Source organism: Roseateles sp. P5_D6 (assembly GCF_054049415.1).
In genome coordinates this window covers 1-24,269 of the sequence record NZ_JBFUMK010000024.1, presented here as the reverse complement: position 1 = coordinate 24,269, position 24,269 = coordinate 1, and the positions used below count along the sequence as shown (strand labels likewise).

At 66.7% G+C, this 24,269-nt stretch carries 18 protein-coding genes; 15 read left to right on the top strand and 3 right to left on the bottom strand.

Going from position 1 to position 24,269, the window contains the following annotated elements; all coding sequences use genetic code 11:
* Window positions 1-38: 38 nt before the first annotated feature.
* A complete protein-coding gene (locus ACXJKM_RS25245) occupies window positions 39-1,319 on the top strand; it encodes a nucleotide sugar dehydrogenase (RefSeq protein ID WP_457355979.1) in 1,281 nt (426 codons plus the stop codon).
* Window positions 1,316-2,467: a TIGR03088 family PEP-CTERM/XrtA system glycosyltransferase gene (locus tag ACXJKM_RS25240; RefSeq protein WP_457355978.1), complete on the top strand. Its 1,152-nt coding sequence runs from the start codon at window positions 1,316-1,318 to the stop codon at window positions 2,465-2,467. Before ACXJKM_RS25245 ends, ACXJKM_RS25240 begins: the two co-directional genes overlap by 4 nt.
* Here ACXJKM_RS25240 and ACXJKM_RS25235 read toward each other — a convergent pair.
* Genes ACXJKM_RS25235 through ACXJKM_RS25225 form a run of 3 tightly spaced genes read right to left on the bottom strand, consistent with a single transcriptional unit; the run spans window position 2,422 to window position 5,463 of the window.
* Complete coding sequence (locus ACXJKM_RS25235) at window positions 2,422-4,065, bottom strand: hypothetical protein (RefSeq protein WP_457355977.1); 1,644 nt, start codon at window positions 4,063-4,065, stop codon at window positions 2,422-2,424. The two genes, ACXJKM_RS25240 and ACXJKM_RS25235, sit on opposite strands and share 46 nt — an antisense overlap.
* Complete coding sequence (locus ACXJKM_RS25230) at window positions 4,062-5,069, bottom strand: glycosyltransferase family 2 protein (protein ID WP_457355976.1); 1,008 nt, start codon at window positions 5,067-5,069, stop codon at window positions 4,062-4,064. The genes ACXJKM_RS25235 and ACXJKM_RS25230 overlap by 4 nt, the downstream gene beginning before the upstream one ends.
* Window positions 5,070-5,082: 13 nt before the next feature.
* Window positions 5,083-5,463 carry a GtrA family protein gene (locus ACXJKM_RS25225; RefSeq protein WP_457355975.1) on the bottom strand — a complete coding sequence of 127 codons (381 nt, stop codon included), beginning with the start codon at window positions 5,461-5,463 and terminating at the stop codon, window positions 5,083-5,085.
* Between the two features lie 249 nt (window positions 5,464-5,712).
* Here ACXJKM_RS25225 and ACXJKM_RS25220 point away from each other — a divergent pair, with 249 nt between their 5' ends.
* The 13 genes from ACXJKM_RS25220 to ACXJKM_RS25160 all read left to right on the top strand — a co-directional run.
* A complete protein-coding gene (locus tag ACXJKM_RS25220) occupies window positions 5,713-7,632 on the top strand; it encodes an XrtA/PEP-CTERM system amidotransferase (RefSeq protein ID WP_457355974.1) in 1,920 nt (639 codons plus the stop codon).
* 26 nt (window positions 7,633-7,658) lie between these two features.
* A complete protein-coding gene (locus ACXJKM_RS25215) occupies window positions 7,659-8,975 on the top strand; it encodes a nucleotide sugar dehydrogenase (protein ID WP_457355973.1) in 1,317 nt (438 codons plus the stop codon).
* Entirely contained in the window at window positions 8,972-10,177 is a 1,206-nt protein-coding gene (locus ACXJKM_RS25210) for a glycosyltransferase family 4 protein (protein ID WP_457355972.1), read from the top strand. The genes ACXJKM_RS25215 and ACXJKM_RS25210 overlap by 4 nt, the downstream gene beginning before the upstream one ends.
* Window positions 10,178-10,182: 5 nt before the next feature.
* Window positions 10,183-11,379: a glycosyltransferase family 4 protein gene (locus tag ACXJKM_RS25205; RefSeq protein WP_457356022.1), complete on the top strand. Its 1,197-nt coding sequence runs from the start codon at window positions 10,183-10,185 to the stop codon at window positions 11,377-11,379.
* On the top strand, window positions 11,294-12,688 hold the full coding sequence (locus tag ACXJKM_RS25200; protein WP_082532570.1) for a putative O-glycosylation ligase, exosortase A system-associated: 1,395 nt from the start codon (window positions 11,294-11,296) through the stop codon (window positions 12,686-12,688). The genes ACXJKM_RS25205 and ACXJKM_RS25200 overlap by 86 nt, the downstream gene beginning before the upstream one ends.
* Window positions 12,685-13,644: a polysaccharide deacetylase family protein gene (locus tag ACXJKM_RS25195; protein ID WP_457355971.1), complete on the top strand. Its 960-nt coding sequence runs from the start codon at window positions 12,685-12,687 to the stop codon at window positions 13,642-13,644. Before ACXJKM_RS25200 ends, ACXJKM_RS25195 begins: the two co-directional genes overlap by 4 nt.
* Window positions 13,644-14,918, top strand: coding sequence for a glycosyltransferase (locus ACXJKM_RS25190; protein ID WP_056195834.1), 1,275 nt, complete (start codon window positions 13,644-13,646; stop codon window positions 14,916-14,918). Before ACXJKM_RS25195 ends, ACXJKM_RS25190 begins: the two co-directional genes overlap by 1 nt.
* Window positions 14,915-16,387 (top strand): lipopolysaccharide biosynthesis protein, encoded by a 1,473-nt coding sequence (locus tag ACXJKM_RS25185; protein ID WP_056195836.1) that lies wholly within the window; start codon window positions 14,915-14,917, stop codon window positions 16,385-16,387. The genes ACXJKM_RS25190 and ACXJKM_RS25185 overlap by 4 nt, the downstream gene beginning before the upstream one ends.
* A 37-nt stretch (window positions 16,388-16,424) precedes the next feature.
* Window positions 16,425-17,495 (top strand): Gfo/Idh/MocA family protein, encoded by a 1,071-nt coding sequence (locus ACXJKM_RS25180; protein WP_056195838.1) that lies wholly within the window; start codon window positions 16,425-16,427, stop codon window positions 17,493-17,495.
* Window position 17,496: 1 nt separating this feature from the next.
* Window positions 17,497-18,078, top strand: coding sequence for an acyltransferase (locus ACXJKM_RS25175; RefSeq protein ID WP_457324022.1), 582 nt, complete (start codon window positions 17,497-17,499; stop codon window positions 18,076-18,078).
* Complete coding sequence (locus tag ACXJKM_RS25170) at window positions 18,078-19,175, top strand: DegT/DnrJ/EryC1/StrS family aminotransferase (protein ID WP_457355970.1); 1,098 nt, start codon at window positions 18,078-18,080, stop codon at window positions 19,173-19,175. Before ACXJKM_RS25175 ends, ACXJKM_RS25170 begins: the two co-directional genes overlap by 1 nt.
* A gap of 10 nt (window positions 19,176-19,185) precedes the next feature.
* On the top strand, window positions 19,186-21,114 hold the full coding sequence (locus ACXJKM_RS25165) for an acyltransferase family protein (RefSeq protein WP_457355969.1): 1,929 nt from the start codon (window positions 19,186-19,188) through the stop codon (window positions 21,112-21,114).
* Between the two features lie 216 nt (window positions 21,115-21,330).
* Window positions 21,331-24,269: PKD domain-containing protein (locus ACXJKM_RS25160; RefSeq protein ID WP_457355968.1), on the top strand; the 2,939-nt coding region annotated here is incomplete at its 3' end.

Sequence of the window (24,269 nt, the reverse complement as noted above, 5' to 3'; positions counted from 1 at the left end):
CACGCGCCTTCAAAAATCACAGCAACGAGAAACGATCCATGAATACGCTCGCAGTCATCGGCCTGGGCTACGTGGGCCTGCCCCTGGTGGTGGAGTTCGGCAAGCAGGTGCGCACCATCGGCTTCGATATCGCCAAGAACAAGGTGGAAGCCTGCCAACGCGGCACCGACCCGAGCCGCGAGCTGACGGACGAGGAAGTCCAGGCGGCCAAGCACGCCGTCTACACCGACGATCCCAAGATGCTGGCCGAGGCCGACGTCATCATCGTCGCCGTGCCCACGCCGGTTGACGAGGCCCACATCCCCGATTTCCGCCCGCTGATCGGCTCCTCCACCAGCGTCGGCCGCCACATGAAGAAGGGCGCCATCGTCGTCTACGAGAGCACGGTCTACCCCGGCGCCACCGAGGAGGTCTGCATCCCCGTGCTGGAGCGCGAATCGGGCCTGAAATGGAAGCAGGACTTCTTCGTCGGCTACAGCCCCGAGCGCATCAACCCGGGCGACAAGGAGCACACGCTCACCAAGATCCTGAAGATCGTGTCCGGCGACACACCCGAGACCCTCGACACGGTCGCCAAGGTCTACGAGATGATCGTCGAGCCCGGCGTGCACCGCGCGTCCAGCATCAAGGCCGCCGAGGCCGCCAAGGTCATCGAGAACACGCAGCGCGACCTCAACATCGCGCTGATGAACGAGTTGTCCATCATCTTCGACAAGCTCGGCATCGACACCTCCGAGGTGTTGGAGGCTGCCGGCACGAAGTGGAACTTCCTGAAGTTCAAGCCGGGGCTGGTGGGCGGCCACTGCATCGGCGTCGATCCCTATTACCTGACGCACAAGGCCGACATGCTGGGCTACCACCCGCAGGTCATCCTGGCTGGCCGTCGCATCAACGACGGCATGGGCAAGTTCATCGCCGAGCAGACCATCAAGCAGATGATCGCCAGCGGCAGCCCGGTGAAAGGCGCGCGCATCAACGTGCTGGGCCTGACCTTCAAGGAGAACTGCGGCGACCTGCGCAACTCCAAGGTCATCGACATCATCAACGAGCTCAAGACCTACGGCGTCGAGATCTTCGTCACCGATGCGCAGGCGGAGGCCGATGAGGCCATGCACGAGTACGGTGTGCGCCTGATGCCCTTCGAGGACCTGCCGCAGGCCGATGCCATCGTGGCCGCCGTGTCGCACCGCGAGTACGCCGGCCTCAGCGCCGCGGACATTGGCAAGAAGCTCGTCAAGGGCGGCGCCTTCATCGACGTGAAGGCCGCCTTCGACGCCAAGGCGCTGGTGGACGCGGGCTTCCGCCTCTGGCGCCTGTGACCGCGACAAGCGGCGCGGATGCACGGCCACTGGTCGTGCATCTGCTGCACCGCTTCGACACCGGCGGGCTGGAGAACGGCGTCGTCAACGTCATCAACCACCTGCCGGCGTTCCGGCACGCGGTGGTGGCGGTGACCGAGATCACTGCGTTCAAGGAGCGGGTGAAAGCGCCCGGCACGCAGTTCATCGCCCTGCACAAGCCGCCTGGCCAGGGCTTCTGGCTCTATCCGCGCGTCTACCGGCTGCTGCGCGAGCTGCGCCCCGCCGTCGTGCACACGCGCAACCTCGGCGCGATGGAGTTTCAGATGCCGGCCTGGGCCGCCCGTGTGCCGCTGCGGGTTCACAGCGAGCACGGCTGGGACGTCAACGATCTCGGCGGCGTCAGCCGCACCAACCAGCGCCTGCGCCGTGTCTACGGTTCTGGCGTGCATCGCTTCGTGGCCTTGTCCAAGGCCATCGAAACCTATCTGACCGGCCCGGTCGGCTTTGCGGCCGAGCGCGTGCAGCGCATCTGCAACGGCGTGGACACGCAGCGGTTCATGCCCGCGGCCATCCCGCCCGAGGCCTGGCCCTATCGCCGCGGCGAGCATCTTGTCATCGGCGCGGTGGGACGGATGCAGGCCGTGAAGGACCCGCTCAACCTCGTCAACGCCTTCCTGAGCCTGCGCGAGCTTTGCCCGGCCGACTGGCCGCGCTTGCGCCTGGTGATGCTCGGCGGCGGCCCACTGTTCGACGCGGCGCGCACGCGGCTGGCCGAACGGAGCGCAGCCGATCAGGCCTGGCTGCCCGGCGACCGCAGCGATGTCGCGGCCCTGCTGCCGAACTTCGACATCTTTGCGCTGCCGTCGCAGGCCGAAGGCATCAGCAATACGCTGCTGGAGGCCATGGCCTGCGGCTGCGCGCCGGTCGCGACGGACGTGGGGGGCAACCCCGAACTGGTGGAGAACGACGCGAACGGCCTGCTCGTGCCGGTGCAGGACAGCGCTGCGCTCGCCGCGGCGCTGGCCCGGCTCGTCAACGATGCGGCGCTGCGCCAGCGTCTGGCCGAGGCGTCGCTGGCCCGCGCACGGGCGCAGTTCAGCCTGGACGGCATGATCGCCGCCTATGGGGCCTTGTACGCGTCGGCGGCGCGCGGCCGCAGTTCGTAGGCGGGGAAGCCGCCGGCATCAACCGGGCCGCTGATCGCATAGCGCGCCGCCAGGTGTTCGCGCAGCTTGGCGCGCGGCATGCCGGCCAGCGCCACCTGCATGACCGGGCCGCGCCAGTCCTGGTCGTCCAGCGCACGGAACACCAGCACGCGACCGCCGCGTGCCAGCGCGGCATCGACCTGCGCATCCAGGCGTGCCAGCAGCGCCGCCGTATCGGCCTTGGTGTCGTTCATCTGCACGAGGTCGATGTTGAAGCGCTCGACGCCCGGCGTGTCGAAGAGGCTGCTGTCCGGCTCACCCGGGTAGGCGGCAAAACCCACGTACAAGCCCTGCGGCCCCAGCGCCGCCTGCAGCGCCTGCTGGCGCTCAGCCAGCGCGAAGCGCGCCTTGGGGATGCCGTAGCCGATGAGGTTGACGACCAGCAGCGCCGGCATCGCGACGCCCAGCAGCCACACGTCAAGCCAACGCCGGCGCAACTGCAGCGCCAGCACCGCGACCGGCATCGTGAACTGGAACCAGTGCTCCGGGTCGTTGAGGTTGTAGTAGTACGAGAAGGCCGCCGCGCCCAGCACAAAGGCCCAGGGTGACAGCAGGCCGGGCTCGGCGCTGCGCAGCGCCTGGCGGGCACCCACGACGGCGATGGCTGCCAGCAGCAGCCCCACCAGCGCCGCCAGCAAAGCCTGGCCCAGCAACGATGGCAGCACCGCATGCACATCGGGCAGCCAGCCCCACATATAGGCCCGGCCCAGCGTACCGAGGGACGGCAGGAAGGCGAAGTTGTTGATGAGGCTGAAGGCGAAGCGCACCGGCATCTCCTTCCAGGAGACCAGCCAGTTCTGCAAGGCCTGCTTCTGCTTCAGGCCACCCAGCGTGAAGCCCAGCAGGTCCTGCGCCTGCGTCGTGCCGGTCTGGCGTGCCATCACATAGGCGGCCAGCAGCAGCGCAAAGCCCACGACGGCCAGCGTGATCGCATAAGGCAGGGTCTGGCGAAGTGCCACCATGAAGCCCCGGCGGCGTGCGCCGCGGATCAGCATGAAGAGGGCCAGCAGCAGGGCCTGGGGCAGTACGCTGACGAGCAGGTTCACGCCCACGCCCGACCAGGCCGCGCTTGCGATCATGTCGCGCGTGCCGGGCTGGCCGGCGGCCTCGGCGCGTTCCCAGCGCAGCGCATGGTGCAGGGCCAGCGCCAGCGGCGGGAACACCATCAGCTTGATGTGCGCCGTGGGGCCGAGGGTCAGGAGATTGAAGCTGACCGCGACAAAGACGACGGCGGCGACGCTCTTCAGCACCGGATGGCCGGCCTCCCGCAGCGTCGCGAAAAAGACCGCGCAGCCCCAGGCCACCGAGAGGACATTGATCGCCTCCAGGCTGTGGTTCACACCCAGCACGCCGCCGGTGGCGCGATACAGCAGCATCGCCAGCGGCTGCATCCACAGGTGGCCCAGGTCCCAGAAGAAGCTGTTGGCACCCAGTTCGTGCCAGTAGCGGTCGACGTCATCGACCTTCAGCGCCGAGCACAGCCAGGCGTAGGCCAGCGCGACCGCCAGGCCGACGCCCAGCAGCTGTAGCGGGCGGGCGCGTTGCGCCGTGCCGCTCACTTCTGGCCCCAGTGGCCCGAAATGGCCTCCACATGGAAGCGCGGGCGCTGCTTGCTGGCCTCGTAGACCTTGGCGAGGTACTCGCCGATGACGCCCAGGCTGAGCAACTGGATGCCGCCGAGCAGATACATCGGGATTACCGTGGACGCCCAGCCGGGCAGGGCGACCTCGGTGAACAGCCTGATGAACAACGCCCAAAGACCGAAGGCCACGCTGACGAGTGACACCATGGCGCCCAGGCCCGTGATGGCCCGCAGTGGTGCGGCGGAGAACGATGTGACGCCCCGCCAGGCCAGGCTGAGCATCTTGGATAACGGGTATTTGGATTCGCCGGCAAAGCGCTCGGCGCGGTCGAAACTGACGACGCTGCTGGGGTAGCCGAGTTGGGGAATCATGCCGCGCAGGAAGAGGTGGGTTTCCTCATAGTTGCGCAGCGCCTCCAGCGGGCGGCGACCCATCAGCCGGTAGTCGGCGTGGTTGAAGACGACCTCGACGCCCATCATGGCCAGGACCTTGTAGTAGCCCTCCGCCGTGAAACGCTTGAAGAAGGTGTCGGTGTCGCGGCGGCGGCGCACGGCGTAGACCAGTTCGTCGCCATTGCGGAAGGCGCGGATCATGTCCGGGATGATGGACAGGTCGTCCTGCAGGTCGGCGTCAAGGCTGATCAGTGCGTCGCCGCTCACCGTCATCAGCCCGCACAGCAGCGCGTTCTGGTGGCCGCGGTTGCGGCTGAGCTTGATGCCACAGGCGTCATCGCGCTCGCGGCCCAGCGTCTCGATGAGGGCCCAGGTGCCGTCGCGGCTGCCGTCGTCGATGTAGTAGGCCGAGCTGGCCGCGGCGATCAGGCCTTCGGCTTTGAGCTCGTTCAGCAAAAGCCCCAAGCGGCTGGCCGTCTCGCGCAACACGGCCTCTTCGTTGTAGCAGGGCAGCACGAAGTTGACGACCGGCGCTTGGGCGCCGGCCCAGCTGGCACGGTGGAATTGGGCGGGGTCGATCAGTTCCATGGCGGGATGGCAGTCAAGGTTTGCGGAACACCCAGAGGCGGCTGAGCGTGAAATTGCTGGCCAGCACGCCGGCGGTGGCGATGAGCTGGCTCAAGACGGGGTGCAGGCCCAGCGACACGGCGATGCGCAGCAGGCCGGCATTCAGCGCGCAGCCCAGGGCCACCATGGCGATGAAGCGCAACTGCTGGGGGCGATTGCGCGCAGCGCTGCCCTGGGCGGCGAAGGTCAGGCGTGCATTGGCCCAGTAATTGAACGTCGCGCTGACCAGGAAACCCACGGTGGATGCCGGCACCAGCGGCAGCCAGCCCGCCAGCACGAGGCCGGCCGTCAGCACGTACTGCAGGCCCGTGGCGAGCACGCCGACGGACAGGAAGGAGAACAGCTGGGCGATCAAGATGGCCGGCGCTTTGGGAGCAGGGCGGTGGAGGGCGCCGAAGTATCGGCGTTGCCGGCAGGCCGCAGCCCCCGTTGCCCGCGGGTCAAGCATCCCCCGGACAGGGGGATAACCCGTGCCTGACATCACACCAGGGACAGCGAACGCCCGGCGCGGTCACCAAGCTCGGTAAGAATCCGCCTTTCCCCGTGCCTTGCCGTTTCGGCAGGCGCGGCTTTACCCAATGATTGGCTGAACCAGGTCCAACCCATGTGCGGCATCACCGGTCTGTTCGATACCCGCGGCCAGCGCCTCCCCGAGCGCGAGCGTCTGCACCGGATGAACGAGTCCCAGCATCACCGCGGGCCGGATGAAGGCGACCTGCACATCGAGCCCGGCGTGGGCTTCGGCCACCGGCGCCTGTCGGTCATCGACATCGCGACCGGCCAGCAGCCCATCTTCAACGACGACAAGACGGTGGCCCTGGTCTTCAACGGCGAGGTCTACAACTACCTGGAGTTGATGGACGAGCTGCGCGGCCACGGCTATGTGTTCCGTACCAAGAGCGACTCCGAAGCCATCGTGCGCGCCTGGGAGCACTGGGGCGAGGACTGCGTGCACCACCTGCGCGGCATGTTCGCCTTCATGATCCACGACCGAAAGCGCGACTGCCTCTTCATGGCCCGCGACCGCCTGGGCGTGAAGCCGCTGCACTACGCAATGACCGAGGACGGCTGGCTGCTGTTCGGCTCCGAGCTGAAGAGCCTGATGGCCCACGGCGGCCTGCGCCAGGAGATCGACCCGCGCGCCGTCGAGGCCTATTTCGCGCTGGGCTATGTGCCCGACCCCTGGACCATCTACCGCCACGCGCAGAAGCTCGCCCCCGGCCACCGCCTGCTCGTCAAGCGCGGCCAGCCCATCGGCACGCCGCAGCGCTATTGGGACGTCAAGTTCACGCTCGACGCCAAGATCGGTGAGGAAGAGGCCGCCGAGGAGCTGCGCCGGCGCCTGTCCGAGTCGGTCAAGCTGCGCCTGAAGGCCGAGGTGCCGCTGGGCGCCTTCCTGTCCGGTGGCGTGGACTCCAGCGCCGTCGTCGCGGCCATGGCCCAGCTGGACGACCAACCCGTCAACACCTGCTCCATCGGCTTCGACGACCCCAAGTTCAACGAGACCGAGTTCGCCCAGCAGGTGGCAGACCGCTACCGCACCAACCACCGCGTCGAGGTCGTCAGCAGCGACGACTTCGGCCTCGTCGACCTGCTGGCCCACCTCTACGACGAGCCCTATGCTGACTCGTCGGCCATTCCCACCTACCGTGTCTGCGAGCTGGCGCGCAAGCATGTGACGGTGGCGCTGTCGGGCGACGGCGGCGACGAGAGCCTGGGCGGCTACCGTCGCTACAAGATGCACATGATGGAAGAGCGCATGCGCAGCGCCTTCCCGCTGGCCCTGCGCAAGGGCGTGTTCGGCCCGCTGGCCAAGCTCTACCCCAAGGCCGACTGGGCGCCGCGCGTCTTCCGCGCCAAGACCACCTTCCAGGCCATCGCCCGCAACTCGGTCGACGCCTACTTCAACACCATGGGCCTGGTGCGCGACCCGCTGCGCCAGGAGCTGTTCAGCGACGCCTTCAAGCGCGACCTGCAGGGCTGGCATGCCAGCGAGGTCTTCCACCATCACGCCCAGCGCGCCAACACCGACGACCCGCTGGCGCTGATCCAGTACCTGGACATCCACACCTATCTGCCGGGCGACATCAACACCAAGGTCGACCGCGCCAGCATGGCCCACAGCCTGGAGGTGCGCGAGCCCCTGATGGACCACCAACTGGTCGAATGGGTCGCCTCGCTGCCTTCTGACCTCAAGCTGCGCGGCCAGGAAGGCAAATACCTGTTCAAGAAGGCGCTGGAGCCCATGCTGCCGCATGACGTGCTGTACCGGCCCAAGATGGGCTTCGCAGTGCCGCTGGCGCGCTGGCTGCGCGGTCCGCTGCGCGAGCAGACTCGCCAGGCCCTGCAGCAGGGCGCGCTGGCCCAGACGGGCTGGTTCAGCCCAACCGTCATCGGCCGCCTGCTGGACCAGCATGAGCGCGGCGTGATGGACCACGCCCAGCCGCTGTGGGTGCTGCTGATGTTCGATGCCTTCCTGCGCAATGCAGGCCTGGGCGCCGCAACCGCGCGCGCCGCGGCCTGAACGATTTCAAGAGATAAAGGGACGACATGAAGGTTTCGGTTTTCGGTCTCGGCTACGTCGGCGCGGTCTCCTGCGCCTGCCTGCCCGAACTCGGCCACGAAGTGGTGGGCGTGGACATCAACCCGCTCAAGGTCGAGCTGATCGCTTCCGGGCAGTCGCCGGTCGTCGAGGAAGGCATCGAGGAGCTGATTGGCGCCGCCGTGAAGGCCGGCAAGTTGACGGCCACGCGCGATGTGGCCGCCGCGGTGCGCGACACCGAGATCTCGCTGATCTCGGTGGCCACGCCCTCACTGCCTAACTACATGCCCGACCTGACCGCGCTGGACGCCGTCGTCGGCCAGATCGGCGCCGAGATCGCCAAGAAGGACGGCCAGCACACACTGGTGATCCGCAGCACGGTCGCCCCGGGCACCACGCGCGCCCGCATCGCGCCGCTGCTGGAGAAGGCCGCCGGCCGCAAGATCGGTGATCGGCTGTCGCTGGTCTTCAACCCCGAGTTCCTGCGTGAGGGCTCGTCGGTCTCGGACTTCCACAACCCGCCGCAGACCATCGTCGGCAGCCTGGACGAGGCTGGTGTCGAGGTCATGAAGCGCCTGTATGCCGGCGTGCCGGGCAACTTCGTCGCGGCCGACGTGGGCGTGGCCGAGTCGGTCAAATACCTGTGCAACGTCTTCCACGCGCTGAAGATCGTCTTCGCCAACGAAGCCGGCGCCGTGCTGAAGGAAACCGGCCTGGACTCGCGCGACGTGCTCGAGCTCTTCTGCCGCGACACCCAGCTCAACATCTCCAAGGCCTATCTGCGCCCTGGCTTTGCCTTCGGCGGCTCCTGCCTGCCCAAGGAGGTCAAGGGCTTCCTGACCATCGCCCGCGAGCGCGGCGTGAACATCCCCGTGCTTGGCGCGCTGCTGGACAGCAACGACGCCCACATCGGCCGTGCCTATGAGTTGATCGCCGCCAACGGCCGCAAGCCCGTGGCCCTGTTCGGCCTGGCCTTCAAGCCCGGTACCGACGACCTGCGCGACTCGCCGCTGGTGGTGCTGGCCGAGAAGCTGCTGGGCAAGGGCTTCGATCTGACGATCTACGACAAGTTCGTCAAGATCGCGCGCCTGCTGGGCAAGAACAAGGAATACATCGACCGCGAGATTCCCCACCTCGACAAGCTGCTGCAGGAGACGCCCGACGCCGTGCTGGCGCGCGCCGAGATCATCGTCGTCGGCCATGCCGACGCCGAGACCCGCCAGCGCATCATCGCGCTGGGCAAGCGCGCGCGCGTTGTCGACCTGAACGGCTACGCCGACCTGCGCGACGCTGGATTCGCACAGTACGAGGGCATCTGCTGGTGAACCGACTTCGGGTCGCGTTCGTCTCGCCGGTCTTCCTGTTCCCGGCCGATGCCGGGGGCAAGATCCGCACGGGCAACATCCTGCGCGGGCTCAAGGAGAGCGGCCGGTTCGACGTCACGCTGCTGTCGCCGGCCACGCCTGAGCAGCAGCGCGAATGGCAGGGCGAACTCGACCGTCTGTGCGAAAGCTTCATCGGCTGGCAGCCCAGCGAGGCTCGCCCTCGTTGGCAACGTGCCCCTGATCTGCTGTCCTCGTTGCCCATCAACGTGGTCAACGACCGCACGCCGGCCGCGGTTGCTGCGGTCGAGAAGGCGCTGGCTGCCGAGCACTTCGACGTCGTTGTCTTCGACTTCGTCCACGCCGCCGTGCTGCGTCCCGACCACCTCAAGGGCGCGACGGTCTGCTTCACGCACAACGTCGAGGCCGAGATCTTCGAGCGCCATGCCAAGACGGCGGCGAGCGCGCCGCTGCGCTGGCTGTGGGCCTCGCAGGCGGCCAAGATGCGCCGCTTCGAACGCGAGGCACTGGCCCGCTTCACGCGCGTCGTCGCCGTGTCCGAGCGCGACGCAAAAATGTTCGAGAAGAACGACGGCCTGAAGACCGCCCGCGCCATTCCCACCGGCGTGGACCTGGACTTCTTCTCCTGGCAGGCACCGGCTAACGGCAGCCCAACCGTCGTCTTCACCGGTTCGATGGACTGGGAAGCCAATGTCGACGGCATCCGCTTCTACATCGAAGAGGTGTGGCCGCGTGTGCGCGCCCAGGTACCGAACGCACAGCTGCGCGTCGTCGGCAAGAATCCGCCGGCGTCGTTGGTGCAGCGCAATGTCCCCGGCGTCAGCTTCACGGGTTTCGTCGACGACGTGCGCGACCATGCCCGCGACGCCCAGGCCTTCGTCATCCCGCTACGTGTCGGCGGCGGCACCCGCATCAAGGCCTTCGAGGCCATGGCCATGGGCCTGCCGGTGGTGTCCACCAGCATCGGCATCGAGGGCCTGGACGTTGACGACGGCACTCACTTTCTGCGCGCCGACGGCGCCGAGGCGCTGGCCGAGGCGACGCTCAGGCTCATCCATGACGGCGCCCTGCGCCTGCAGCTGTCACAGGCGGCGCGTCGGTTGGTCGAGGCCCAATTCGGTCACCGCGTGGCCGCCGAAGTCTTCGGCCGCATCCTGATCGAAGCCGTGGAGGCCGTCGCGTGAGAAAGCTGAAGGTCCTCACCTTCTCGACACTGTTCCCGAGCAGTGTTCGGCCCAGCCACGGCATCTTCGTGGAGACGCGGCTGCGCGAGCTGATGAAGAGCGGCGAGGTCGAATCTCGCGTCGTGGCCCCCGTGCCCTGGTTTCCGTCTACCAGCCCTCGCTGGGGCGACTACGCCAGGTTCGCCGCCACGCCGGCGCGTGAGCAGCGCAACGGCCTGGATGTGCTGCACCCGCGCTATCTGTTGCTGCCCAAAGTGGGCATGACGTTGGCGCCGCTGACGCTGGCTTTGGGCGCGCGTGGCACGGTGCAGAAGCTGATCGACGAGGGCTTCGATTTCGACCTCATCGACGCCCATTACTACTATCCCGACGGCGTCGCTGCGGCTTTGCTGTCCAAGTGGTTCAACAAGCCGCTGACCATCACCGCGCGCGGCACCGACCTGAACCTCATTCCCCAGTACGCCCTGCCCAAACGCATGATCGAGTGGGCGGCCGAGCGCGCATCAGGCTCCATCGGCGTCTGCGCCGCCTTGATGGACGTGCTGCGCGGCTGGGGCCATGACCCGGCGAAGCTGAATACCTTGCGCAATGGCGTAGACCTGGAGCGCTTCCGCCCCCTGCCGCAGGCCGACATGCGTGCGGAGCTCGGTGTGTCCGGCGAGCCGCTGCTGCTGTCCGTGGGGCACCTGATCGAACGCAAGGGCCACCACATCGCTATCGAGGCGCTGGCAGAGCTGGCGAAGCAACGGCCCGGAGCCCGTCTCGTCGTCATCGGCGAGGGCGAGGAGAGGGCGGCACTGACGGCGCTGGCAGCGCGTCTGGGCGTCGCCGACAAGGTGCGCCTGACGGGCTCGCTGCCCAACACCGAGCTGCTGAAGTGGTACAGCGCCGCCGACGTGCTGCTGCTGTGTTCCAGCCGCGAGGGCTGGGCCAATGTGCTGCTTGAGTCCATGGCCTGTGGCACGCCGGTCGCCGCCACCGATATCTGGGGCACGCCCGAGGTTGTTGCCGCACCCGAGGCGGGTGGGCTGGTGAGCGAACGCACGGGCAGCGCGTTCGCCGCGGCTATCGGGGCGTTGCTGGCCAAGGGTATAGACCGCGCGGCCACGCGCCGCTATGCCGAAAGCTTCAGCTGGCAGGCCACGACGGACGGTCAGATCGCTTTGTTCAAGTCCATCGCCGGAGTGGCCGCGCATGCGTGATCTGACATTGTTGGTGATCCTGGGCTGGATCTTCTTGCAGGCGTTCAGGCGGCCTTGGATTGGCATCCTCGGCTGGACTTGGCTGAGCATCATGAATCCCCACCAGCTGTCCTGGGCGCTGAAGACAATGCCCTTCGCCGCCGCCATCGGCGGAGCGACGCTGATCGGCCTCTTCATCACGAAGGACAGACGTGACTATTCGTTGAACCGCGAGAACGTCACGCTGATGGTCTTCATGCTGTGGATGTGCATCACCTTGCCGTTCTCGATGATCTTTGATCAGAGCTTCGAGTTGTGGAGCCGGGTCATGAAGATCGATCTGATGATCCTGGTCACCATGGTGTTGCTGCACAGCAAGCGCCACATGATGCTGCTGACCTGGGTGCTGGTCGCCTCTATCGGTTTCTTCGGTGTCAAGGGGGGCGCCTTCACGGTCCTGACCGGCGGCAGCTACAAAGTCTGGGGGCCCGAGAACACCTATATCGAGGGCAACAACGAGATCGCGCTGGCCATCGTCATCGTCATCCCGCTGATGCGCTTCCTGCAGATGCAGATGAAGGCCAAATGGGCCAAGACGACGATGACCATCTGCATGGTGCTGATGGCGATGGCGGCCCTGGGCAGCCATTCGCGCGGCGCTTTGCTGGCCATTGCCGCGATGGCGCTGGTGCTGTGGTGGCGCGGCAAGAACAAGATGGTGGGTGCGGTCACGATGGTCGTCGTCGCGGTGGCCCTGCTGTCGCTGATGCCGGCTGAATGGTGGGAACGCATGAACACCATCAAGACCTACCAGCAGGACGAGTCGGCCATGGGCCGCATCAATGCCTGGGGCATGGCCTGGAATCTGGCGAAGTCCAACTTCTTCGGCGGCGGCTTCATGATCTGGACGGGGGTCATCTTTGCCGTCTATGGCCCGGACCCCAACGACGTGCATGCGGCCCACAGCATCTATTTCATGGTGCTGGGCGAACAGGGCTTCGTCGGCCTGTTCATCTTCCTGGCGCTGTTCACCATGGGCTGGTTCACGGCCGGCACCTTGCGCACGAAGGCGCGCGGCAAGCCCGAGACGCAATGGCTGTCGGACCTCGGCGGCATGCTGCAGGTGAGCCTGGCCGGCTATGCCGTGGGCGGCGCCTTCCTGAGCCTGAGCTACTGGGACCTGCCGTACAACGTGCTGGTGCTGGCCGTCGTCGGCCGGCGCTGGCTGGAGCGCAAGGAGTGGCTGCGGGAGAAGGAGGAGCCGGTCATCTACTGGCCCGAGTTCCTGAAGAAGCGCTTCGAGAAGAAGAAAAGCATCCCCCTGCCATGAAGCCCCTGTTCAGCCTGCTGTCCCCGGCCGGCGCGCGTGCGCGCCTGACCGTGTTGATCTTCCACCGCGTGCTGCGCGAGCTCGACCCGCTGTTTCCCGACGAGGTCGACGCGGCCCGCTTCGATGAACTGCTGGGCTGGGCCAAGTCCTGGTTCAACGTGCTGCCGCTGGACACGGCGATCCGGCAGCTTCACGATGGCAGCCTGCCGGCACGGGCTGCCGCGCTGAGCTTCGACGACGGCTATGCCGACAACCATGACGTCGCCCTGCCGCTGCTGCAGAAGCACGGCCTGCCCTGCAGCTTCTTTGTCGCCACCGGCTTTCTGGATGGCGGCCGCATGTGGAACGACACGCTGATCGAATCGGTGCGGCTCAGCGCCAAGTCCATGCTGGACCTGCGCGGCCTGCAGGACGGTCGCGGCGAGGACCTGGGCCAACTGGCACTGGGCGATACCGCTGGCCGCCGCGCGATGCTGGGCAAGCTCATCGAACGCGTGAAATACCTGCCTCCCGAGCCGCGGCTGGCCTGCGTCAATGCCATCGCGGCGCGCGCCGAGGTCAACCCGCCGGACGACCTGATGATGAGCAGCGAGCAGGTGCGCAGCCTTCGTCGTGCCGGCATGCAGATCGGTGCTCACACGGTCAGCCATCCCATCCTGGCCACGCTCGACGCCAGCCAGGCCGCCGACGAGATCGGCCGCAGCCGCGATGTGCTGCAGCAGCTGCTGGGCGAGAAGGTCGGCCTGTTCGCCTATCCCAACGGCAAGCCGGGGACGGATTACCTGCCCGAGGTGCATCCCGCCCTCGTGCGCGAACTCGGCTTCGATGCGGCCGTGTCCACGCGCTGGGCCGCGGCGCGGCGCGGCGACGACGTGTTCCAGATCCCGCGCTTCACGCCCTGGGATCGCGACCGGCTGAAGTTCGGCCTGCGGCTGGCGCGCAACCTGCTCAGCTGATGCGCCGCGTTCTCTTCATCGCCTATCTGTTCCCGCCGATCACCAACTCCGGCACGCGGCGCAGCCTCGCTTTCGCCAACCATCTGCCCGATCTGGGCTGGGAGCCGCTGGTGCTGAGCCTGGAGCCCGACCCGCGCTCCCACGTCGACTCGGAGCTGCTGAGTGAGGTCAGGCCTGGCACGCGGGTCGAGCGCGTGCCGCTGCAGAGCCGCGTGCTGGCCCGCCGCTGGGCGGGCTGGCTGCCCGGGCGCCTGCGTGAGCGCGCCGTCGCGGCGCTGGCCTGGCGGCTGCGTGCGCGGTCCGAAGTGCCCGACCAGGCCGCGGGCTGGCTCAAGCCCGCCGTCGAGCGGGCCCTGTCCCTGCGCGACAGCGTGGGTTTTGACGCCATCTACGCCAGCGGCTGGCCCTGGACCGGTTTCCTCATCGCCCGCGAGGTGTCGCGCCGCACCGGCAAACCCTATGTGCTCGACTATCGCGACCAGTGGACGCCCAGCGGCGACATGGCCTGGGAGCAGGTGTCGGCCGAGCAGGCTCGCGAGAACCCGGCGCTGGAGCGGCTGGCGGCGCGCGACGCGGCGGCCGTCGTCACCGTGACCCACGCACTGGTGGACAGCATCGGCCGCGACTGCGGCCGCGGCGACCTGCACCTGATCACCAACGGCTTCGAGCCGGCCGACTTCGCTGGCGAGGCCTCGCCCGTCGCTGATGGCCTGCTGCGCATCGCCTACACCGGCGTCTGGCGCCCTGGCTACGGTTTGCAGGACCTGTATGCGGCCATCGCCTTGCTTCAGGCCCAAGGCTGCCCGGAGCTTTCGCGGCTGCGCGTGCAGGCCGCTGGCTTCAAACCAGGCCCGGCGGCTGAGGCTGGAGTCACCGCATGGGTGACGGAGCTGGGCCCCGTGCCGCACGGCCAGGCCGTCACGCTGATGAAGCAGGCCGACCTGCTCTATCTGCCGGTGCCGACGGGCTACTACGCCACCGCGTCGCTGCCGGGCAAGCTGTTCGAATACCTGGGCTGCGGCCGCCCCATCCTGGCCGTCGTGCCCGAGGCCAGCGAGGTGGCTCAGGTGCTCAACGGCACCGGCGGCGGCGTGCGCGTCGAGCCGGGTGACGTGGCGGGTCTCGCCCAGACGCTGCAGCGCTGGCTGCGTGGCGAGGCCAGCGTGGACACGCCGCGCGATATCGAGCGCTACAGCCGCGCGGCGACAGCACGGCGTCTGGCCGGCGTGCTGGACGCGGCCGCCGACGGCCGGCGCCTGGAGCCACTGAGATGAGCGGCGTACGCAGTGCGCTGCTGTTCTCCTTCGCGGAGCGGTATGCGCTGATCGTCATCAACCTGGCGAGCAACCTGATCATTGCCCGGCTGCTGACGCCGGACCAGATTGGCGTCTACTCGGTGACGCTGGCTGTCATGAGCATCGCCCAGGTGCTGCGCGACTTTGGCGTCGCCAGCTACCTGATCCAGGAGAAGGACCTCACCGACGATCACATCCGCACGGCCCTGGGGGTCACGCTGATCATCGGCATCGGTCTGGGCTTCATCGTCTTTGCCGTGGCGCCCTGGGTGGCCGACTTCTACCGCGAGCCGCGCATGCGCGACCTGCTGTGGCTGGCCTCCATGAACTTTCTGCTGCTGCCGTTCTCGACGATCTCGCTGGCGCTGCTGCGCCGCCGCCTCGCCTTCAAGGCCCTGGCCGTCGCGAACCTGGTTGCGACGCTGGCCGGTGCCATCACCAGCGTCAGCCTGTCCTGGGCCGGCTGGGGCCCCATCGGCCTCGTGGCCGGCACGCTGGTCGTCAGTGCGACCACGGGCTTCGCCGCCTGGTGGGCCCAGGGCGAGCGGCGGTTGCTGCGGCCGGGGCTGTCGCAATGGCGCAGCCTGTTCAAGTTCGGCGCCCAGAGCTCGGTCGTGGGCGTCGTCACGTCGGTGTCCATGGACATCAACGACCTGGCCGTGGGCAAGCTGATGGGCTTCACGCCCGTCGCGCTGCTGAGCCGCGCCCAGGGCCTGATGAACCTCTTCCATCGCGACCTGATGGGCGCCGTGCGCAACGTGGCCTATCCCGCTTTTGCAAAGGCCGTGCGCGAGCAGCAGGCCATGGAGCCGCTCTACATCGCCAGCGTCACCTATGTCTGCGTGGTGGCCTGGCCCTTCTACGGCTTCGTCGCCCTCTACGGGCTGGAGACCTTGCGGCTGCTGTTCGGCCCGCAGTGGGACGCGGCGGCGCCGCTGGTGCCCATCTTCTGCCTGGCCGGCGCGCTGGCCGCGGCGATCAGCCTGATCGGCAACCTGATGGTGGCCATGGGCCGCATGGACCTGCTGACCCGCATGGAGGTGGTCTTCCAGCCGGCGCGCGCGGCGCTCATCGTCGCGGCGGCGGCGTATTGGCGCGAGCCCTGGGCCTGCGCCGCCGGGCTGGCGCTGGCCATGCTGCTGCAGCTGCCGCTGGTCTATGTCGTGAAGGGCAAGTTCCTGCCCAACGACTGGCGCGTGCTGCGTGGCCAGCTCGTGCGCAGCATGGCCGTGGCGCTGATCGCGCTGGCGCCGCCCGCGCTGCTGCTGGTGCTTCACCCGCGCGAGCCTGGCCAGACCATGCCTATCCTCTGGTTCGTGCTGGCCATCCTCAGCTGCTGCGTTTCGTGGCTGCTGGCGCTGGGCTGGTGCCGCCACCCGCTGGCCGCCGATCCGGCCTTTGCAAGACTGACGCGGTTCTGGCGGCGAGCTGCCGACAATGCCGCCTAGACCGACAAGACAGACCGAACCCTCACAGGTGAACCCTATGCAACAGTCCCGCCCTCCCGTCATCGGCCGCCTGGTCCGTTTCGCGCTGATCGGCTGCGGCCGCATCGCCCAGAACCATATGGAGGCGATCAAGAAGCACGCCGAGCGCGCCGAGCTCGTGGCGGTGTGCGACACCGACCCCGCGGCCTTGGCGGCCGCCGTCGCCAAGACGGGGGGCCGCGGCTTTGCGTCGTTGACCGAGCTGCTGGCTGCCAAGGCCGAACTCGGCATCGACTGCGTCGTGCTGACCACGCCCAGCGGCCTGCATCCCCGCCAGGCCATCGAGGTGGCCCGCGCCGGCATCGACGTGATGACGGAGAAGCCCATGGCCACGCGCTGGCAGGACGGCCTGGCCATGGTCAAGGCCTGCGACGACGCCGGCGTGCGCCTGTTCGTCGTCAAACAGAACCGCCGCAACCCCACGCTGCAACTGCTCAAGCGCGCGATGAGCGAGGGCCGCTTCGGGCGGCTCTACAACGTCGCCGTCAACGTCTTCTGGACCCGCCCCCAGGCCTATTACGACAGCGCCGAGTGGCGCGGCACGTGGGAGTTCGACGGCGGCGCGTTCATGAACCAGGCCAGCCATTACATCGACCTGCTCGACTGGGTCTGCGGCCCCGTGGAGAGTGTCATGGCCTACACCGGCACGCTGGCCCGCAACATCGAGGTTGAGGACAGCGGCGCGGCGGCGCTGAAGTGGCGCAGTGGCGCCATGGGCACCGTCAACGTCAGCATGCTGACCTATCCCAAGAACCTCGAAGGCTCCATCACCCTGCTGGGCGAGAAGGGCTCGGTGCGCGTCGGCGGCCTGGCGGTCAACGAGATCCAGCATTGGGAATTCGATGCCCCCCATGAGATGGACGCGCTGATCAAGGACGCGAGCTACCAGACCACCTCGGTCTACGGCTTCGGCCACCCGCTCTACTACGACAACGTCATCCAGACGCTGCGCGGCGAGGCCCACCCCGAGACCGACGGTCGCGAAGGCCTGAAGTCGCTGGAGCTGCTGATCGCGCTGTACATGAGCTCCCGCGACGGCAAGCGCATCAACCTGCCGCTGGCCTACTGAAATGGCCACCACCATCCACCCAAGCGCCATCGTCGACGAAGGCGCCCAGCTGGGCGCCGATTGCCGCGTCTGGCACTTCGTGCACATCAGCGCCGGCGCCCGCATCGGCAGCAAGTGCTCCTTCGGCCAGAATGTCTATGTCGGCAACGACGTGGCCATCGGCGACAACGTCAAGATCCAGAACAACGTCTCCGTCTACGACGCCGTGACGCTGGAGGACGACGTCTTCTGCGGCCCCAGCATGGTGTTCACCAACGTCTACAACCCGCGCTCGGCCGTCACGCGCAAGGACGAATACCGCCGCACCCTCGTGAAGCAGGGTGCGACGCTGGGCGCCAACAGCACGATCGTCTGCGGCACCACCATCGGTCGCTTCGCCTTCATCGGCGCCGGCGCCGTCATCAACCGTGACGTGCCCGATTTCGCGTTGATGGTGGGCGTGCCCGCCAAGCAGATCGGCTGGATGAGCCGCTTCGGCGAGCGCCTGGAATTGCCCGTCGCGAGCGAACAGCCCGTCGACGCCACCTGCCCCCACACCGGCGACCGCTACCGTCTGAGCGGCAACCGCCTGGAGATCATCTGATGGACTTCATCGACCTCAAGAGCCAGTACGCGGCCCTGCGCGACAACATCAACGCCCGCATCCAGAAGGTGCTGGACCACGGCCAGTACATCCTGGGCCCCGAGGTCAAGGAGATGGAGCAGGCCCTCGTCACCTACACCGGCGCCAAGCACTGCATTAGCGTCGCCAGCGGCACCGAGGCGCTGCTGATCTGCCTGATGGCCCTGGACCTGCAGCCCGGCGATGAAGTCATCACCAGCCCCTTCACCTTCGCGGCCACGGCCGAGATGATCGTGCTGGCGGGCGGCGTGCCCGTCTTTGTCGACATCGAGCCTGGCACTGCCAATATCGACGCCAAGCTCATTGAAGCCGCCATCACCGCCAAGACCAAGGCCATCATGCCGGTCAGCCTGTACGGCCAGGTGGCCGACATGGACGAGATCAACGCCATTGCCGGCAAGCATGGCCTGGCCGTCATCGAGGACGCCGCGCAGAGTTTCGGCGCGTCGTACAAGGGCAGCAAGAGCTGCAACACCTCCACCTTCGGCTGCACCAGCTTCTTCCCGAGCAAGCCGCTGGGCTGCTATGGCGACGGCGGCGCCATCTTCACCAACGACGACGCGCTGGCCCAGGCCTGCCGCGAGATCCGCATCCATGGCCAGAGCCAGCGCTATCTGCACACCCGCGTCGGCGTGGGTGGCCGCATGGACACGCTGCAATGCGCGGTCGTGCTGGGCAAGCTGGATCGTTTCGAGTGGGAGGTCCGCCGCCGGCTCGAACTCGGCGAGGCCTACCGCGCCAAGCTGCAGGCGGCGATCCCGAGCCTGCAATTGCTGGAAGTCCGGCCCGACCGCGATTGCGTCTGGGCGCAATACACCGTCTTCGTGGACGACCGCGAAGCCGTGCAGGCCAAGCTCAAGGCCGCCGGCGTGCCGACCGCCGTGCATTACCCGCGCCCGCTGCATCACCAGCCGGCTTATGCCAAGTACGGCCAGCCGGACGCCTGCCCGCACAGCATCGCCGCGGCGGCTCGCGTCATGAGCCTGCCCATGAGCGCCGACCTCACCGAGGAGCAGCAAGACCAGGTCGTCGGGGCTTTGGCCGCGGCACTGGCCTGACCATTCGCGGATGAAATTCCGGCCCGACATCGAGGGACTTCGGGCCCTGGCCATCGTGCCCGTCGTGGTCTTCCACGCCTGGCCCGCGGCCATGCCCGGCGGCTTTGTCGGGGTGGACATCTTCTTCGTGATCTCGGGCTATCTGATCACGACGCTGCTGCTGCAGCGCCTGGCCGCTGGCAGCTACAGCATCGCCTCCTTCTATGCGGCGCGCATCCGGCGCATCTTCCCGGCGCTGTTCGCGATGCTGGCCTTGGTCGCGCCGGCCTGCCTGCTGCTGCTGGAGCCGCAGGCGCTGCGCGAGTTTGCGCGACTGCTGGGGGCCACGGGGCTGTTCGTCTCCAACATCGAGCTGTACCGGACGACCGGGTATTTCGAAGGAGCCGCCGAGCTCAAGCCCCTGCTGCACACCTGGTCGCTGGCCGTCGAGGAGCAGTACTACATCGTCTTTCCGCCGCTGCTGGCCCTGTTGTGGCGCTTCGCGCGCCGGCATATCGGCATCATGCTGCTGGGCGTGGGCCTCGTGTCGCTGGCCTGGTGCCTGCGGTTGATGCCTTATGACGCCGAGCTGGCCTTCTACGCGGCACCAGCGCGCACCTTCGAGCTGATGATCGGCTCGGGCCTGGCCTGGTGGTCCAGCCGCAGTGATTCACCGCCCGCGCGCCCGGCCTGGGTGGACTCGGGGCTGGGCTGGACGGCGCTCGCGGCCCTCGTCGCCTCGCTGTTGCTGATGCGGGCCGATCACGCTTTCCCGGGGCCGATGGCGCTGTGGCCCTGCCTCGCGACGGCGGCGTTGATCTGGGTCGGTGCCACGCAACGGGCGGTCGCGACGCGCTGGCTGTCGACCGCGCCGCTGCGCTGGATCGGCGCGCATTCGTTTTCGCTCTACCTCTGGCACTGGCCGGTACTGGTGCTGACGCGGCATCTGGTGCTGGACCAGCCCTCGCCGGTGCAGGCCGCGCTGGCCGTGGCCTTGTCCGTCGCGCTGGCCTGGGCCTCGCTGCGCTGGGTGGAGGCACCGGTGCGGCGCTCCAAGGTGGCGCAGCCGGTCATGCTCGTGGCGGGGGCGTCCACCATCGTGGCCAGCCTGGCCGCGGCCTGGGCGCTGACGGCCGTGTCCGACCAGCGTGCCGCCCAGCCGGGCCGCGATGCGGTGCTGCGTGCCGGCGCGAGCGACTTCAGCCTCGACCGCAAGCGCTGCCACTCCAGCGGCAACCGCTGGTTGGACTACGACGCCCGCTGCCTGTTCGGGCCGGCCTCCGCCACGAAGACGCTGGCGGTCTGGGGTGACAGCCATGGCGTCGAGATCGCCCGTGCGTTGGGCGACCAGGCGACGGACCGGCGTGTGGCTCAGCTGACGGGCTCGACCTGCCCGCCGGCGTTGGGCTTCGAGCCCCCCGGCCGGCCACGCTGTGCGGCCGTCAACAGCGCGCTGCTGGAAAGGCTGGTGGCTGACACCAGTGTCGACAGCGTGCTGCTGGTGGCGCGCTACCAGTTCTATCTGGACGGCCCCGGCGCGACGGCCTTCGAGGCGGGCCTGGTGCAAAGCATCCAGCGCCTGCACGCTGCCGGCAAGCAGGTGTTGCTGCTGGACCCGGTGCCCACCTACCACTACCCGGTGCCGGCGGCTCTCGCCATGCGCTGGCGACGCGGAGACGAGCTGGCCGCGCAGGGCCAGATGGCAGCCGACTACCGCATCCGGCAGGCCGCGTCGCTGGCCCTGGTGCAGCGGCTGACCGCTGATGGGCAAGCCGAACGTGTCGGGCTGGACCAGCTGCTGTGCGGCGGCCCGCGTTGTAAGGTGTTGGAGGGGGATGCCAGCCTGTACTTCGACGACAACCACCTCAGCATGACTGGCGCCGCAATAGTCGCCCCCGCCGTGCTGCGGTTGCTGGAGGTCAAGACGACCGCAACTGCGGCTGGGCCTGGTCTTCTCTGATGACGGTGTGCAGGCCAAGGTCAGGCGGCGAGTGTGCCGACGGCGATGCGCAACACGTGCCTGCTGCACCCCCGAGCCGAGGGTTTGGGTTGCGGAATGTCGACGCCAGTGTCCATGTGTGATGTAAAAGTGGTCATTTGATGACGAGGCGAGTCCGCTATGCGCGCTCGCAAGGGAAGAGGGCTCCGTGGACCTCCGCTTCACGTTGAGGTATTGATGGATTCTTTACACATCTCGATTTCGGTTCCTATGCGCGTCCTTCTCAACCGGCTAGTCGCGGTCTTGCTCGGCGCTTGCATCTGTTCCTTGGGACTTGCGGCGAACGACGCGCGCGCTGCGGAATTTATTGCTACATGGCGTCAGATTTCCACGACCAATGCGCCCCCATGGCGCGAGTGGAGCGCCATGACGTGGGTGGACTCGCTCAATCAGGCGGTTTTTTGGGGAGGGGCCGGCGGCGGAGCCTATCTCAACGATGTTTGGGCTTTTGATCCTCTTGCCAAGTCATGGACGCTGCTCGATCCCAATAACAGCTGCGCGGGCAATACTTCGTTCAATAAACCCAATGGCTCAGACGAAAGCGGTGTGGTATTTGATCCCATAAATAACTATTTCTGGCTTTGGAATGGTGGCAGTGGCTACAGATGTGCCAGCCAGCAGGGTTTTACGCGGTCTGCTGGTGCCGGTACGACGGGCACGAAGTTGGTAGATCCGACGCTGCCAGCCACGACGAATGACTTCTACAAGGATTGGCTCGTGCAAAACGGCGGTAGCCCGACTGCCGTGGTCCTGTCCTATGATGCGGCGCTCAAGACGCTGACGTTGGACCGCGATATCGGGATCGGCGCCGGCGCGGCCTATTCCGTATACGCGGACTTCGGAAGCGGTGCTTGGGCATACTCCCTGAGTACTGGGCAATACATCAGGCTGATGGAGCGTCACTGGGGCTATACCGGATTGGCGCCCACAGAGCGTCATAGCCCAGGGTTCGCTGGAGATGGCACCAATGCCTATATGTTCGGAAGTGCCAGCAATGATAATTCATTGTATAAACTGAATTTTTCGACCAGAGAATTTACGCTTGCGATCCCTGCTGGCCAAGGGACTTCGCCTGAGCCTCGCGGCCAGATAGAGAACCAGTTTGTCTACGACTCCTTCAGTCGCCAATTCGTGCTGTTTGGAGGGGTATGCTTTGATCGACAGTCGGTGCGGTGCATCAACAATGCCTATTTAAACGACACGTGGCTGTACGACCCTGCAACCAACAGTTGGAGGGAAGTAACCGGAGCCGTTGGCCCGAGCGAACGCAGCTACGCGCAGATGTATTTCGACTCGAAAAATGGAGTTGTCGTTCTGTTTGGTGGCGTTTCGCCTTCCGGTTCGGCATTGGACGATCTGTGGACTTTCGACACGAGAACCCTCTTGTGGACCGAGGTGCACGTGCCGACAACAAACCCGGGGAACGTGTCTCTTGCGCTGACTACGTTTGCACCTTCCACGGGGTGTGGCTACTCGGTGTACGGCCACTCCAGGGGCTCGGCGCTGTTCGGCATCTGGGAGCTTTGCCTTCAGCCGAACACGCCCCCCGTGGCGGTCATTTCCGTGCCCTCGGTTAATTTGCAGGCCGGAATCTTCACTACCTTTTCCGGTTCTGCGAGTACAGATGCTGAAGCCAACATTGCAAGTTATGGGTGGGACTTCGGCGACGGCACGACCGCGGTTGGAGTTTCAGCTAGGAAGGTTTATGCAAACGCTGGAACCTACACCGTCCAGTTGACGGTTACCGACTCCGTGGGTGCGACATCTACTGCTACGCAGCAAGTTGTGGTTTCACAAGGGGCTTACCCGCCGCCAAGCGCGAATTTTGAAATACAGCCAGGTGTTGGAACTGCAGGGGCGGTTGCGCAGTTTTCCGCTGCGTTGAGCAGCGCCCCTGGTGGTTCCATTGCTTCTTATGTTTGGGATTTCGGCGATGGCACGACCGGAGTCGGAGTCGGCGTCGCCAAGACATACCAGTACATCGGCACGTATAAAGTCGCCTTGACGGTGGTGGATAATCATGGATTGAGTTCTGTGAAGACCGCTTTGTTTTCGGTTGGAGCGCCTCCAGGTATTGCCACGAATGTGGCGTTGGCTGCCAATGGCGGTATTGCATCTGCCTCCAGCGTGTATGACGGCCATTACCCGGTTAAATCGATCAATGACGGTGATAGAAAGGGTTTGAATTGGGGCGCCGGAGGGGGGTGGAACGATGCCACGTCGCGTGTCTATCCCGACTGGGTGCAGGTCGACTTCAACGGCATGCAGACGATCAGCGAAATTGACGTATTCACACTGCAGGATGATAAGGAATCGCCGTCGGCGCCTACGCTGGCGATGACCTTCGCAAAATATGGAATCACTCAATACGACGTCCAGTATTGGGATGGCGGAGGATGGGTGACTGTAGAAGGCGGCAATGTCACCGGAAATGACAAGGTGTGGCGGCAATTTGTATTTGCACCGGTTAGTACGACCAGTATTCGAGTCCTGATAGCAGGTGCGATGAACAACTTCTCGCGCATCGTCGAAGTGGAGGCCTGGACGCCGGGAGGCATGGCCAACCAGGCGCCGGTGGCCAACATCAGCGGCCCGACGAGTGGGCAGGTGGGCGCGAACCTGAGCTTCTCCGGTGCGGGGAGCACGGATGCGGAAGGCCCCATCGCCAACTACGCGTGGACGTTCGGGGACGGCACGAGCGCCAGCGGGGTGTCGGCCACGAAGAGCTACAGCGCGGCAGGCAGCTACACGGTGACGTTGACGGTGACCGACGCTGGAGGCCTGACCAACAGCAAGACGCAGGCGGTGGTGATCACGGCGCCGGCCAACCAGGCGCCGGTGGCCAACATCAGCGGTCCGACGAGTGGGCAGGTGGGCGCGAGCCTGAGCTTCTCCGGTGCGGGGAGCACGGATGCGGAAGGCCCCATCGCCAGCTACGCGTGGACGTTCGGCGACGGCACGAGTGCCAGCGGGGTGTCGGCCACGAAGAGCTACAGCGCGGCGGGCAGCTACACGGTGACGTTGACGGTGACCGACGCTGGAGGCCTGACCAACAGCAAGACGCAGGTGGTGGTGATCACGGCGGCAACGGGAGGACAGGCGGTCAATGTTGCTGC

Excerpts from the sequence above, each read along its gene's own strand:
- ACXJKM_RS25245 (WP_457355979.1), top strand. The coding sequence starts at position 39 with ATGAATACGCTCGCAGTCATCGGCCTGGGCTACGTGGGCCTGCCCCTG.
- ACXJKM_RS25230 (WP_457355976.1), bottom strand. The coding sequence starts at position 5,069 with ATGGAACTGATCGACCCCGCCCAATTCCACCGTGCCAGCTGGGCCGGC.
- ACXJKM_RS25220 (WP_457355974.1), top strand. The coding sequence starts at position 5,713 with ATGTGCGGCATCACCGGTCTGTTCGATACCCGCGGCCAGCGCCTCCCC.
- ACXJKM_RS25215 (WP_457355973.1), top strand. The coding sequence starts at position 7,659 with ATGAAGGTTTCGGTTTTCGGTCTCGGCTACGTCGGCGCGGTCTCCTGC.
- ACXJKM_RS25200 (WP_082532570.1), top strand. The coding sequence starts at position 11,294 with ATGCCGAAAGCTTCAGCTGGCAGGCCACGACGGACGGTCAGATCGCTT.
- ACXJKM_RS25195 (WP_457355971.1), top strand. The coding sequence starts at position 12,685 with ATGAAGCCCCTGTTCAGCCTGCTGTCCCCGGCCGGCGCGCGTGCGCGC.
- ACXJKM_RS25190 (WP_056195834.1), top strand. The coding sequence starts at position 13,644 with ATGCGCCGCGTTCTCTTCATCGCCTATCTGTTCCCGCCGATCACCAAC.
- ACXJKM_RS25185 (WP_056195836.1), top strand. The coding sequence starts at position 14,915 with ATGAGCGGCGTACGCAGTGCGCTGCTGTTCTCCTTCGCGGAGCGGTAT.
- ACXJKM_RS25180 (WP_056195838.1), top strand. The coding sequence starts at position 16,425 with ATGCAACAGTCCCGCCCTCCCGTCATCGGCCGCCTGGTCCGTTTCGCG.
- ACXJKM_RS25175 (WP_457324022.1), top strand. The coding sequence starts at position 17,497 with ATGGCCACCACCATCCACCCAAGCGCCATCGTCGACGAAGGCGCCCAG.
- ACXJKM_RS25170 (WP_457355970.1), top strand. The coding sequence starts at position 18,078 with ATGGACTTCATCGACCTCAAGAGCCAGTACGCGGCCCTGCGCGACAAC.
- ACXJKM_RS25165 (WP_457355969.1), top strand. The coding sequence starts at position 19,186 with ATGAAATTCCGGCCCGACATCGAGGGACTTCGGGCCCTGGCCATCGTG.